Source organism: Candidatus Zixiibacteriota bacterium (genome assembly GCA_021159005.1).
Lineage (GTDB): Bacteria > Zixibacteria > MSB-5A5 > UBA10806 > 4484-95 > JAGGSN01.
This window is the reverse complement of the sequence record JAGGSN010000103.1, coordinates 1-13,440: the sequence shown is the minus strand read 5'-3', so window position 1 is coordinate 13,440 and position 13,440 is coordinate 1. Positions and strand designations below refer to the sequence as shown.

Below are 13,440 nucleotides of genomic sequence, written 5' to 3'. Positions count from 1 at the left end.
CCAACTTCCCCACAAAACCCAAACTAAACACTTGACGATTCCAAATTCTGTTGTTAATTACAATTAATACAGTTGGCGTACGTTCACATGCATAATACGTGGTTGGCGTACGTCCCCGTGCGCCAACTGGCGATGTTTTCAGGAGATAAATATGGGATTTGAAAATCTAAATAATCGCGAAACGAAAATACTCAAGGCTCTAATCGACCACTATATAAATACCGCCGAACCGGTTGCCTCACGAACGCTTTCGAAAAAATATAATATCGGCCTGTCGCCGGCCAGCATTCGGAATACGATGAAAGACCTCGAGGAAAAGGGATTTATCGACCAGCCTCATACATCCGCCGGACGAGTGCCTACAAATCTCGGCTATCATATCTATGTCGATTACCTGCTGACTCCTGAAAAACTAACCGATGACGAAAAGGAAATTATCCTTAAGGAGATGACATCGGAGTTCACCGAAGTCGCTTATATTTTGGACCAAACCTCCAAGATGCTGGGCGCTCTTTCCAAACAGCTTGGCGTTACGGTTACAACCAAATTCGATTCGGCAATACTAACCCGGTTGGAACTTATTCCGGTAGCCGAACAAAAAATGATGGTAGTGCTGGTTGTTAAATCAGGTTTGGTAAAATCTATCTTATTCGAAGTCGAATCATCGCTTCCCCATATGGCAATCAATGAAACGGCGCGGGTTTTAAATGAACGTCTATGCGGCCTTTCGCTGGGCGATATAAAACGAACAATTCATGAACGGATTAAGGATACGGGGGCAGGCGACCCCAAACTGATAAAACTATTCGTTGAAGGACCCGATGAAATCTGGGATTTCCCAACTGATGACAACCTTCACTATTCCGGCACCTCAAACCTTTTCCAGCAGCCCGAATTCCAAAATCCGCAGAATATGGCTGAAGTGGTGGAGATGATTGAAGACCGCAAAATCATTCACGAAATGCTTGTCAATACCGGCATCTCCGAGGGAATTACTGTAAGTATTGGCCATAAAAATAAAAAAGGCAAAACCGACCAGCTGTCGCTTCTAACATCAAGCTATGATATGGGCGGTGTAAAGGGTATTGTAGGAGTAATCGGCCCCAAGCGAATGAAATACTCCAAGCTTGTTAGTTTAGTCGATTATACCGCCAAGATGCTTTCCAAGGTTATGTCCGAATAGCATAATTCTCAGATTAGCTGCAATAGTCATAAATATTAAATCAGCGGGTGTATACTCTCATCCCAAACTTCGTGGGCGGCAGACGTCCTCGTCTGCCCCTTCTTTTTTGTGCTGTCGGAAGTTACTTCCGACAGCTCTGGCAGAAAAATCCGCTTATGGCGGATTAAGATTTGTGAAAAATGCGGCTAAAAAAAATAAAAATAATTAAAATCTACTGACAGGTTCTGACAGTAGTTTTGCCTATAATAAACCTAAGGGCAAAATGTTGGGGAGCATCTGATGGTTTCGATTTAAGGGGGAACGGTCGTATCATTGGTGTTCCCCGATTGTATTTCTTATACTATCGGGCGCGGAAACCTTATGCGCCGGTTTGTCCAAGCGGCATTTAGCCGCCAGATTTGAAACTCAATTGCCTTTTCCCATTTTTATTTTACACTAACCTTGACTAAAACCGCCTGATATTGTAATATTACTCGTTTGAAATGGAGGCAATTTGGATAAGAAGCCTGAATATCTGCAGCATCGCTTGGAAAAGCTGAAGGTTTTGCGTGAGCAGGGGATTAATCCCTATCCTTACAAGTATGACAAAACTCACGGCTCTACCGAAATCTTAGACAATTTCGAGAAACTCTCGGAGACTGAAACTAAAGTTAGATACGCTGGCCGGGTTATAAGTGTTCGCGGGCACGGCAAAACCATGTTTGCTCACCTCGGCGACAATAACGGTAAACTTCAGATTTATGCCCGTAAGGATATCCTCGATGATAATTTTTCCATAATGAAGAAAATCGATATTGGCGATTTCATAGGCGTGGAAGGCTCGGTTTTTAAGACGAAAACCGGTGAGACAACTGTCAGGGCCGAAACCGTAACTTTGTTGGCAAAATCACTTCGCCCCCTGCCCGAAAAATGGCATGGACTTCAGGATAAAGAACTGCGCTACCGTCGACGGTATCTCGATTTAATTGTCAATCCCGAAGTAAAGGATGTATTTATCAAAAGGGCGAAAATCATTCGTGAAATACGCGAATTTCTCGACAAACGTGGTTTTATCGAGGTTGAAACTCCTGTCCTTCAGCCAATATACGGCGGCGCGGCGGCTAAACCGTTCGTTACTCATCATAAAGCGCTCGATATCGACCTGTACCTGAGAATCGCCGATGAGCTGTATCTTAAAAGGCTGATAATTGGCGGTTTCGAGAAAGTCTATGAGATGGCTAAAGACTTTCGCAATGAGGGAATGGATAAACATCACAACCCCGAATTTACCATGCTCGAATTCTATTGGGCTTATGCCGATTATAACGACCTGATGGAAATGCTTGAGGAGTTGTATCGACACTTGGCAAAAACCATAATTGGTGCCGAGCAGTTTCCTTTCGGGGAACATTCTATCGATTTCGGCAAGAAGTTTGCCCGGATTTCCTACATGAGAAGCATCACGCATGTCTGCGGTTATGATTTAATTGATATGACTGAAGATGAGCTTAAAGTGCTGGCGAAAAAACATGAGATTAATACCGATGATTTTAAGGGTAGAGGCGATTATTTCGATGCTTTCTTCAGCTATTTCATTGAACCGTATCTTATCCAGCCGACATTTGTTATGGATTATCCGATTGAGTTGTCCCCGTTGGCAAAGACCCACCGTGATGACCCGCGGCTGACTGAGAGGTTTGAATTATTTATCGCCGGCTTTGAATTTGGCAATGCCTTCTCCGAATTAAACGATCCCCAGGACCAACGCCAGCGAATGATTCAGCAGTCAAAATTATTAGAGCGCGGGCATGAGGAAGCTCAGCCGGTGGATGAGGATTTCATCTTTGCCCTTGAACACGGTATGCCGCCGACCGCCGGTTATGGCATCGGCGTCGACCGGATTGCGATGCTTCTAACTAACTCGCCGTCTATCAGAGATATAATCCTGTTCCCAACCATGAAACCTGAAGTCAAGAATGACGCTGAAGATTTATCAGATGAATAGAGGGTACAGTTGTATTGTGATTAGCAGATGTTCTCAGGTTATTCTAAAAGTATGTTTGTGCAATCATCTCAAGCATTTTACTTGGAAACCAGAAGAATTGCCTTGGAAACAAGCCATTGATTTGCAAAGGCTTCGCGTAGGGGCGTATTGCAATATGCCCCTACGCACGCAACGGAATATAAACCTTTCATCGCTGGTGCACGAGGATGTACACCAGCCACATGAACGAGTAAGAGGATGCAGTTTTATTAATGTCCTTAGAGTTTGATATAGCCAAAAGATACATGCGGTCGCATCATGGCTATGGAATTGTCTCCGTTATAAGCACTATTTCTATTCTTGGTGTGATTATTGGCACCGCCGCTTTAGTTGTTGTGCTTTCGGTAATGAATGGCTTCGAATCTGAAGTCAGAACCAGGATAATAGGCACCGGCGCTGATATTCTTGTGGCGCATGTAACTAATTACCCCATCAAAGATTGGGAAGAAGCGGTCGAAACAGTCAAAAAGGTTGATAAAGTTATGGCAGTCTCGCCTATAATATTCCTTAAATGCGCCATCGCCAGCAAAATTGAATCAGATGGCATCGTTGTGCGGGGTGTTATCCCCGAAATGGAAAAAAACGTTTCCAGTATTAGTGAATATATGCTTACAAAGGACTTATCTTTTGAAACAGATGACAGTTCCACTGTTGGTGTCTGGCTTGGCTCAACTCTGGCTGACCGGCTTGGCGTGAGTTTGGATGATAAGATAAAACTGTTTTCGCTCAAAGAGGCAGTTTCCAGCATGACGGGCTTAATTCCAAAGGCTATGTCTTGCCAGGTAACCGGCGTATTTGAAACCGGTATGTATGAATATGACAGCAATCTGGCATATATTCCGCTTAAAGCGGCTCAATCGCTGTTTAATATGGGCAATACGGTTACAAATCTGGCGGTAAAAACCAACGATTTTTATAAAGCCAGCGATGTTGCCATAGATATAGAAGATGCGCTTGGCTACAATTATTATTCTCTCGACTGGAAAGATATGAATAAAAATCTCTTTTCATGGATAACTCTTGAAAAATGGGCGACTTTTTTAACACTATCATTAATTATAGCGGTTGCGGCGTTCAATATAATCTCATCGCTGATAATGGTTGTTTTGGAAAAGAGAAAAGATATCGGCGTTCTGATGACACTGGGGATGTCCTCGCCCATGATTAGAAAGATATTCATTTATCAAGGTACCGCTATTGGCGCTTTCGGAAGCATTGTTGGTTGTTTATTGGGTTATATTTTATGCTATCTGCAATTGGAATTCAGGATTATTTCTTTGCCTAAGGAGTATTATTTTATAAATTCGCTGCCGATTGAGATTCAGTTTTTGGATTATATCTGCGTGGCTTTAGCTGCCTTCACATTGTCTTTTTTGGCGACAATATATCCCGCAACGCGGGCTGCCGGATTAAATCCGGTTGAGGCTATTAGATATGAATGATTCTTTTATTTAAGGCAAATGATGACTCAGCAAAATATCCTTTCTGCCGAAAATATAATTAAAAGATATGTTTCGGGCTGTGAATCCCTTGAGGTTTTAAAAAGCGTTAGCATTACGCTTGATGCGGGAGATATGGCAGTTCTGCAGGGAGCATCGGGAACTGGCAAATCAACCCTTCTGCACATACTTGGAACGCTTGATAAACCTGAATCAGGGCGGATACTGTATCGCGGTGTCGATATTGGGACTCTTAATCCAAAAGAGCTGTCGCGGTTTAGAAATAAAAAAATAGGCTTTGTATATCAATTTCACCATTTACTGCCCGAATTTAACGCTTTAGAAAATGTAATGATGCCCGGATTAATTAGCGGATTAAAAAAAAACGCAGTTAAAAATAGAGCCTTAGGGCTGCTTAAGGATGTGGGATTATCTGACAGAACAACACATTTTCCCAATCAGCTTTCTGGCGGGGAAGCGCAGCGTGTTGCAGTAGCAAGAGCTTTATTTAATAAACCTGAAGTCGTATATGCCGATGAACCTACAGGGAACCTTGATATAAAAACAGGTATTTCTTTGATGAACCTTTTTGAGAAACTTAATAAAGATATTAATCAAACTTTTTTAATCGCAACCCATAATACTCAATTGGCGGAAAGAATCGACAAAAAGTTGAAAATTGAAAACGGCGTAATTAAAACGATTACAATGGATTAATAAATTGGATGTCTTTTATTTGAAACAAGCTGAATATAATCATAGTTTAAAATAATAGAGGTGACCGATGCTTTGTCAGGATTGTAATAAAAACGAGGCGACCATTCATCTAACTCAAATTGTTAATAATGAAAAGGTTGTTTTAAATCTATGTAAAACCTGCGCCGAAAAGAGAGGCTTCCATTCGCCTTTTGAACAGATGCCTTTCCCCTTAGCGGAAATAGTTTCGGGCATGGTTGGACCGATTAAGGCAAAGAAAAAAGATGAAGTCGATAAGAACGATAAAATCGATTTAAAATGTCCTAATTGCGGCTTAACTTTTAGTGAGTTCGGTCAAGTCGGCAGATTGAGCTGCGCAGAATGCTACAACACATTCCGCGCGGAACTTACTACGCTTCTAAGACGCATACATGGTTCAGCCGAGCATCGCGGACATGTGGCGCAAACAGCCAACGAAGAATATAAATCTCTGCGCGAGGAAAATCGTCTAAGAGATGAACTGCAAAGAGCGATTGAGGATGAAGATTTTGAGATGGCAGCCGAATTGAGAGACCGGATAAGGAGTTTATCTGTTGACAGCGTGAAGGAGGATAAATAATGTTTGAAGATTTAGTCAATGAGCCTGTATCGTGGCTTACCGGCGAAGGTCCCGACTCGGAAATAGTCCTCTCATCAAGAATCAGATTAGCTCGAAACCTTCGGGAATTTAGATTCCCGCCATCGGCCGATACCGATACCAGAGATAAAATCATCACTTTTGTAAGAACTGCATTTGAATCGGCAGAAATTGATAAGGATGGTAAATTTTACCGCTCAAATGATATTAATACATTGGATCAAAGCTTCTTAGTTGAACGTCACTTAATATCGCCTGAGTTTATGAAAGACGGCACCGGCCGCGGATTATATATAGGCAATTCGAAGCGTTTATCAATTATGATTAATGAGGAAGACCATATTCGCCTTCAAGTAATATCCTCCGGATTAGCGATGAATGATTGCTGGGAATATGCCAATTCCATAGATGACAAGCTTAGCCGTAAAATTGAATACGCGTATGACAATAAGTTCGGTCATTTAACATCTTGTCCGACAAATGTTGGCACCGGCTTAAGGGCGTCAATTTTAATCCACCTGCCCGGCCTTGTGCTAACCAGGGAAATCGACAATGTAATCAATAAAATATCCAAGGTAGGTTTGGTAGTCAGGGGCTTTTACGGCGAGGGCACTGAAGTTCTTGGAAACCTGTTTCAGGTATCGAATCAGACAACTCTGGGGCGGTCTGAAGATGAAATTATAGATTCATTAGCCAAAGTTACCCAGCAGATTATTGAATATGAATTAAGCTCGCAGGAAACTCTAATGAAGGATGCGCCCGACCAGATAGAGGATAAGGTCTGGCGCTCTTATGGGATACTTAGTCATGCCCGCGTATTGTCATCCAGCGAGGTGATGAATCTTTTATCGGCTCTCAGGCTGGGAGTATCTCTTAAGATTATTAACGAGGTTTCTTTGCGTCAGATAAATGAACTGTTAATCATAACTCAACCTGCTCATATTCAAAAATATTATAATCGAGAAATGGCCTCGGTTGAACGTGATATGGTTAGGGCAAGCCTTGTTAGGGAGCAGTTAACAAGTAAAAAGTAATGCCAAACGGGAGATTATTATATGAATGAAATGTTTACCGAAAAAGCGAGAAGGGCAATTGAATATGCTCGGGATGAAGCGGCTAGATTAAAACACGACTATATTGGCACCGAACATCTCCTTTTAGGATTGATTCGTTTGGGAGAAGGCAGCGCAGCTGAAATACTCCAGAATATCGGCGTCGATCTTGGCGAGCTTAAAAAAAGCGTGGAAGAAATAGTGCAGCCATCCGGCGGCACCATGCAAATGGGACAACTTCCGTTAACCGCAAGAGCTAAAAAGACGCTTGAGATTTCGGGCAATGAGGCGCGGGCGCTCAAATCGAAAGATATCGATACCGAGCATATCCTGTTGGCGCTATTAAAAGATGAGGAAGGCGTCGCCGCCCAGGTTCTCTCTATGTATGATATCGATTATAAAGAGGTTTATGAGGAACTGCGCAATATACAGCAGGGCAAGCCGTCAGCATTCGGTAAAAAACGTAAAAAATCAAAGACTCCCGCTTTAGATCATTTTGGCCGCGACCTTACCGAGCTTGCCAGACGAGACAAACTCGACCCGATAATCGGCCGTGAGGATGAAATTGAAAGAGTAATCCAGGTTCTTTCGCGGCGGAAAAAGAACAACCCTGTGTTGATAGGCGAACCGGGCGTGGGCAAAACCGCCATAGCTGAAGGATTAGCCCAGCGAATGGTTGAAGGCAAGGTGCCTCAAACAATCGAAGATAAACGAATCGTAACGCTTGATATGGCATCGCTTGTGGCTGGCACTAAATATCGCGGCCAATTCGAGGAACGTCTTAAAGCTGTCATGAATGAAATATTAAACTCTCAGGATGTTATAATCTTTATTGATGAGCTTCATACTATTGTCGGTGCCGGCGGCGCCGAGGGCAGCCTTGACGCCTCAAATATATTCAAACCAGCCCTCTCGCGAGGAGAACTGCAGTGTATTGGCGCTACCACATTAAACGAGTACCGTAAATATATCGAAAAAGACGGCGCCTTAGACAGACGTTTCCAGACTATTGTTGTTAATCCTCCCTCAACTGAGGATACTATCGAGATTTTGAAAGGACTGCGCGAGCGATATGAGGAACATCATAAAATCGAGATTGCCGATGATGCTATCGATGCGGCTGTCAAATTATCCGACCGCTATGTTTCCGGCAAGTTTCAGCCTGATAAATCTATTGACATAATCGATGAGACAGGAAGTCGGGCGCATTTGAACGCCTTTACCAAACCGGAATCCTTCAATATTCTCGAAGATGAAATAATCGAATTAACTAAGCAAAAAGATACATCAGTAAAAAGTCAGGAATTTGAAAAAGCCGCCCAGCTTCGTGATTTGATTAGGACTAAAAGGGAACAATTGGAAAACGACAAGAAAGCATGGGATGAAAAACGAGCCAATCAAAAAACGGTAATCAGCTCTGAGGATATTGCCGCAGTAATCTCCAAGATGACCGGCATCCCGTTATTTAAACTCGAGGAGAAAGAATCGAAAAAACTTTTGCGAATGGAAGAGGATATTAAGAAAAGAATTGTCGGCCAGCAGGAAGCAATAGGGGCGATTGCGAAGGCTATTCGACGCACGAGAGCCGGCCTTAATGACCCCAATAAACCAATCGGCACTTTTATTTTCCTGGGCCCAACAGGCGTTGGCAAAACCGAACTGGCAAAGGCATTAAATGGATTCCTTTTCGAGGATGAAGATTCGCTGATTAGAATCGACATGTCGGAATATATGGAGAAATTCGCTGTTTCTCGTTTAATCGGCGCTCCGCCCGGCTATGTCGGCTATGAGGAAGGCGGCCAACTGACAGAAAAAGTCAGACGTCATCCCTACTCAATCGTTCTTCTTGATGAGATTGAAAAAGCTCATCCGGAGGTCTTTAATTTACTGCTGCAATTGCTTGATGAAGGACAGTTGACCGACTCATTTGGGCGCAAAGTAGATTTTAGGAATACGGTAGTGATAATGACCTCTAATATGGGAACCCGGCAGGCGCGCGCCGGAAAATCTATGGGGTTCCAGAAAGCTGACAGCAAAACCGATTACGATTCAATGAAGGGTCGGATTATGGAGGAAGTCAAGAAAACCTTCAACCCCGAATTGATAAACCGTATCGATGAAACAATTATTTTCCACCCATTAAACAGGAACCATATTCTGGAGATTATCAATATTCTTCTTAAGGATGTTACCAAGCGCCTGAAAGATAAAAGCATAGAGTTTAACTTTACGGACACCGGACGAAATTTCATTGCCGACAAGGGATTCGACCCAACGTATGGAGCTCGCCCCTTAAAACGCGCTATCCAGAGGTATCTAGAAGACCCGCTGGCTGAGGAAATCTTGAAAGGTGATTTTAATAGCGGTTGTTCGGTTGAGGTTTACCATAATGAGGATGAGGATAAGCTTTCATTCAAAATTGAACAACTAAGCAAAAAACAGCAAACGAAAGCGGAAAATACAGCCTGAGATATTCCTTCTGGCTAACAAGCGATGCTAAGAGTGTCCGGAAACTCTGCCGGATGCTCCCAAACTGTTTATAAAAAGATAACTCGAATTTTAAGATAATATGTATCATTGCGCATAGGAGCGTATTGCATATCCCCTTTGGCTGTTGACAAAGACCGCTCCGACTATTTCCATAGCGTTAAAATTTTTCAACATTATCCTTTATCAACAACCTGACCACGCTTACAAAAAGTAGTAATTTTATTTAAAAGAAAATTCTTGCATTATTTCATATATACCCTTTATATGTTTATCATTAAGTTAGTTTTACTTGCAAACAAGCTTACTTTAAAGCACAAAATAATCCAAGTTATAAGGAGGGATTATGGATCTTATCAGGTTTAATTACAAGAATAATGGCGAGGATGCCGGCGCAGTAACAATTCATATTGATATTGATGGTCTCATGTTGTGGCAATATGTTTACAAAGCGGATGATAAAAAATTTGAAGGGAACTACAGAGATAAAAAACCTCACGTGCATGCGCTGGGTATGCCGTCCGAACTTGAGCTGGACAGCAATGAATGGGAGGTCCGTTTGATTAACTCATCCGATGATAGCCGGGATTACAAAATAAAGATAGTATGGCGGCAGGATGGCAATGACTTATTCGTCTGGGAAAAAAGCGATACGCTGATTCCCGCCGAACCGGCAAAACGGCTAACAGGCAGCGCGCTTCTGGCAGGCAAATAACATTTGATTAATATCTGCAGTTTTGGCTGACTTAATAATATTGATAAAACAAAGGATGAACTTATGAATAAATTATATATTTTATTAATAGCCGCATTTTTAATCGCCTCAATACCGCAGGCTATCTATGCTCAAAGCGAACAAGCCGATACGGTTGATGTTGGCATAGATTTCGCCCCGCCGGATTTATCGGCGTTTGCTTTGCTCGGCGTTAGTCCCAATGAGGTAACTCGGCCGGGCAGCGTTAAGGAATTAGCTCTTGCTATATTGAACATAAGCGGTGATGGCGGCGCTATTGCTCCTGATATCGCTATTGAATGGAGTCCGGCCAGATCATTCCTATCGAACAACTTGGAATCATACAAGAAAAACAGCCTATTGAGAAACTTGCTTTTAACCATAGGTACAGCCAAAGACAGCCTTGGCGCCAGCCTGGCGTTTGGAGTGCGCTGGGTGCCTATAGATAAATCCGACCCTTTATACGATGCTGAATTGGAATCGGAAATCGAGACTAACTTTAAGCTTTGGAATACAATCGGTTTGTCTGTTGATATGAAAGATGCTTTCATAAGCAAACGGGTTTTACCGCTTCTAAAAAACATAACAACTAATCCTGAGACGCTTATACTTTTAATGAATATTCTGCATCCCGACACCTCGCAGGAAAAACATGCGGCTCCACAACCATTAACGGATAGAGCCGCATATTTGCGTCTGATTGATACAATGAATGAAAACGGCATTTACACCGACTCATTGTCTGAGAAGACGCTGTCGGAATTGCGTTTGGTAAGCGCTGAATATATAGATTTAATAAACTTAGATTTTAATGTTTCCGAATTAGTTGCTCAGCGGGTAAAGAATTCCAAAGCGGCTTTTAAAGCGAGAGCCTGGAATGCCTCGGTATTGCATATAGCTTCCGGAGCTGTTTGGCATTCGGGAAATTCCACTTGGGAAAGTCTGAAAACCGAACTATGGCGAAGCTATGCCGGCACCGCTATTGGACTCGGCAAGCGCGGACAGCTTATCGGACAGGTGAGTTTCGACCTGTATTTACAGGAGCAAGCCATATATGATTGGGGAGCGGCATTCGGTATGCGGATGATTTTGGGAGGTAGTGATTATCGGGCTACTTGCGAGGGTTTATACTACAAGCTGACCGGCTCTGAATCTCAAGATGATGAAAGCTATTGGCGTTATACTATTGGCGGTGAGATTAAATTGAATTCTAATTTATGGCTGGAGCTGGGGCTGGCCACCGAAATGCCGGATGATGATTTCGGAAGCGGCAAGATATTTTCATTAGCGAATATTAAATATGCATTCAACAAGGAAGCCTTAATAGAAATCCCATAGAGGAATTGATACTCCAAAGAAGTAGGGGCGTATTGCATGCGCCCTCTTGTTGCCAAGCAGCGCTTGGTAACAAGAGAGGTTTGCTGCTTTGTCAACAACTTGGGGGCGTATCCGCCAATAGCGGATGTCCTCTTCTCTGATTGCCAAGCACGGATATACCTCTACAATTTACACTATCTCAACCTATCCCGCATTATTCATAAACTCTATAGAGCAATGACTTTCTTGTTTTTTGTGAATAATGCGGGCTATCTACTCTTTGCGTCTGGCTTCTTTCTTTAACAGCCGGATATATTCGCCGACCATTTCATCCTGGGCTTTGAGCAAATTTTCCAGAAGGCGTAGTCCCATATCTACCGATGTTCGCACTATATCTGCGGTTGAACGGTGATGTTTTTCTGCCAGCTCTCGAATCTTCCCGCGTGTGCGCGCCGTAATCCGAATCTGCAAATGATGGTTATTATCAGTCATTGTTTAAATCCTTCATATGATATCTTAAATGGTTCAATAGAATGATAGGCGGATTAAAAGCTGTTTTCACCGCCTTCTTTAAACGCTTGTTTATTATGCCCCAGCTTTCATTATTCTTTTTACTTAACAATATCATTTCAATTTTATGTTTTTGGGGATGACTGCAGACTGGGCATAGACAATCATTGGCAAACCGATTTGGCCAGCGTTTCTTGACTATTTCAGCCAACGAATATTTTAATATCAGAAGAGCTTCGCCGAGATGCTTATTTATCTGCGGGACACATAAGCCTGTTTCTTTCGCAATCGAATCAAGTTTTTGGTTTTCGAAATAATACATCACTATAATCTGCCGATACGGTTCATCCAATGCGTGAACTTTCTCCCTGACTGCCAGCCGAAGAGCTTCAAGGCTATGGTCGATTGAGGTTTTAGACTCATTAGAGATGATAGCATTTAGTTTTTGATGGTTGACATATCGCATTGATATATTCCTCCTTTAAAAATGGTTATCCTTTTCAGGGAGAATATCAGCAGATTGAAGGTTTTATAATATCACCTGCCTATCACCTGTAAATCACCAGGCAAAAATTATAGATATTTCCTGTCTGCTTATGTAATCCATGTGCGCGGCAGACCTCACGTTTTGCCCGTCTATGCAATTTATGATGGGGGCAGATGAGTCTGCCAATGTGTCGGATGCCGCGCGCGTCGTCAGTCCGCCGCGGCGGATTTCCTGACGACAACTATGCCATCATACAGCGGGCACGAAATGGTTTCTGCCCGCTTATTAAAAAATGCGCCCTTAATAGGTGGGGTTTTCAACCCCGCTACGATACTGAAATGATCAGCTATTAAGGTCATATCAGCAATTTTCCTCCACCCTCAATATTTATTTTTTACTGACAGGTTCTGACAGTAGATTGATATATTATTATAATGAGAAATGGATAGAAATGGCTTGTATTCTATGTCAGGCATGTTTATCTTTTATTAAATTAATTTAAAATAGGGGTAAGTGTTTTAAAAAGGCTGATAGATTTAAACTTTAGATAAAGGGAGTTGTATGGATTCATCAATAATAGTAACATCAATATTTCTTATACTCATGTTTGTTGCATTTAGAATTACGCCAGAGAGAAAAAGAGGAGATAAATTGCCAACTATTCTCACTTCAATAGGAATTCTAGGAACATTTATGGGGATTTTTATTGGATTATGGAATTTTAATGTAAATGCTGTTCAAGAAAGTATCCCTCAGCTTTTGGAAGGTTTGAAAATAGCATTTATGACTTCAATAGTAGGCATATTTTCTGCATTAATCATCAAATATATTTACATTTTACGGGTAGAAAAAGAAGAAACCGGAAAAGTAACAAAC

General features: G+C 42.2%; 13 protein-coding genes. 10 read left to right on the top strand and 3 right to left on the bottom strand.

Annotated elements, in window-relative coordinates:
- The first annotated feature begins 151 nt into the window (after positions 1-151).
- From hrcA to J7K40_06740, 9 genes are all read left to right on the top strand, one after another.
- On the top strand, positions 152-1,183 hold the full coding sequence (hrcA, locus tag J7K40_06780; GenBank protein MCD6162101.1) for a heat-inducible transcription repressor HrcA: 1,032 nt from the start codon (positions 152-154) through the stop codon (positions 1,181-1,183).
- A 493-nt stretch (positions 1,184-1,676) separates the two neighbouring features.
- Positions 1,677-3,167, top strand: coding sequence for a lysine--tRNA ligase (lysS, locus tag J7K40_06775; protein MCD6162100.1), 1,491 nt, complete (start codon positions 1,677-1,679; stop codon positions 3,165-3,167).
- A gap of 251 nt (positions 3,168-3,418) precedes the next feature.
- A complete protein-coding gene (locus J7K40_06770; protein MCD6162099.1) occupies positions 3,419-4,648 on the top strand; it encodes a lipoprotein-releasing ABC transporter permease subunit in 1,230 nt (409 codons plus the stop codon).
- An 18-nt stretch (positions 4,649-4,666) separates the two neighbouring features.
- Positions 4,667-5,362: an ABC transporter ATP-binding protein gene (locus J7K40_06765; GenBank protein MCD6162098.1), complete on the top strand. Its 696-nt coding sequence runs from the start codon at positions 4,667-4,669 to the stop codon at positions 5,360-5,362.
- Positions 5,363-5,429: 67 nt separating this feature from the next.
- Positions 5,430-5,960, top strand: a complete 531-nt coding sequence (locus J7K40_06760; GenBank protein MCD6162097.1) for a UvrB/UvrC motif-containing protein — start codon at positions 5,430-5,432, stop codon at positions 5,958-5,960.
- Positions 5,960-7,012 (top strand): protein arginine kinase, encoded by a 1,053-nt coding sequence (locus tag J7K40_06755; protein ID MCD6162096.1) that lies wholly within the window; start codon positions 5,960-5,962, stop codon positions 7,010-7,012. The genes J7K40_06760 and J7K40_06755 overlap by 1 nt, the downstream gene beginning before the upstream one ends.
- A 21-nt stretch (positions 7,013-7,033) precedes the next feature.
- Positions 7,034-9,499, top strand: a complete 2,466-nt coding sequence (locus J7K40_06750) for an ATP-dependent Clp protease ATP-binding subunit (GenBank protein ID MCD6162095.1) — start codon at positions 7,034-7,036, stop codon at positions 9,497-9,499.
- Between the two features lie 364 nt (positions 9,500-9,863).
- A complete protein-coding gene (locus tag J7K40_06745) occupies positions 9,864-10,232 on the top strand; it encodes a hypothetical protein (protein MCD6162094.1) in 369 nt (122 codons plus the stop codon).
- A 63-nt stretch (positions 10,233-10,295) separates the two neighbouring features.
- Positions 10,296-11,588, top strand: coding sequence for a hypothetical protein (locus J7K40_06740; GenBank protein MCD6162093.1), 1,293 nt, complete (start codon positions 10,296-10,298; stop codon positions 11,586-11,588).
- A gap of 252 nt (positions 11,589-11,840) precedes the next feature.
- On the opposite strand, the gene J7K40_06735 is transcribed toward J7K40_06740, so the two are convergent.
- From J7K40_06735 to J7K40_06725, 3 genes are all read right to left on the bottom strand, one after another.
- Entirely contained in the window at positions 11,841-12,059 is a 219-nt protein-coding gene (locus tag J7K40_06735; protein MCD6162092.1) for a hypothetical protein, read from the bottom strand.
- Positions 12,052-12,543 (bottom strand): sigma-70 family RNA polymerase sigma factor, encoded by a 492-nt coding sequence (locus J7K40_06730; GenBank protein ID MCD6162091.1) that lies wholly within the window; start codon positions 12,541-12,543, stop codon positions 12,052-12,054. The genes J7K40_06735 and J7K40_06730 overlap by 8 nt, the downstream gene beginning before the upstream one ends.
- A gap of 230 nt (positions 12,544-12,773) precedes the next feature.
- The gene (locus J7K40_06725) at positions 12,774-12,923 is read right to left on the bottom strand and encodes a hypothetical protein (protein MCD6162090.1); all 150 of its coding nucleotides are present in this window, start codon (positions 12,921-12,923) and stop codon (positions 12,774-12,776) included.
- Positions 12,924-13,125: 202 nt separating this feature from the next.
- On the opposite strand from J7K40_06725, the gene J7K40_06720 reads away from it, so the two are divergent.
- Positions 13,126-13,440 (top strand): MotA/TolQ/ExbB proton channel family protein (locus J7K40_06720; protein ID MCD6162089.1); only part of this gene is annotated, 315 nt, incomplete at its 3' end.